Source organism: Gilvimarinus sp. 1_MG-2023 (assembly GCF_030548285.1).
On record NZ_JAUOSC010000749.1, the window covers coordinates 1 to 295 of the forward strand.

At 54.6% G+C, this 295-nt stretch carries 1 pseudogene; it reads right to left on the bottom strand.

Annotated elements, in window-relative coordinates:
- A pseudogene (locus Q4563_RS18880) lies at positions 1 to 295 on the bottom strand (phenylacetic acid degradation operon negative regulatory protein PaaX); the annotation flags it as partial.

Consider the following 295-nt stretch of genomic DNA (forward strand, 5'->3'; position numbering starts at 1 on the left):
TCAGTGACCAAGAGCCGTCCCAGGCGGCGGACTTTGAACTGTATACGCGGCGAAACGCTTTTTTGAACTTGCGTCGGCCTGGATCAGTCAGGCTGTAGTAGCTACGCCGGCCCACCTTGTCACTCATTAGCCAGCCGTCCTGGGTTAGACGAAAAATAGTGGTACGCATCAGGCGTTCGTTGATCCCGATAGGCTCTAGCAGTTTGATCAGGCTACCCAGCCAGACCGTCCCTCCGTGTGGTTCAATCGCATCGCCATAAATCGTGATTACCAGTGAGGTTGCACGCATAGGTGT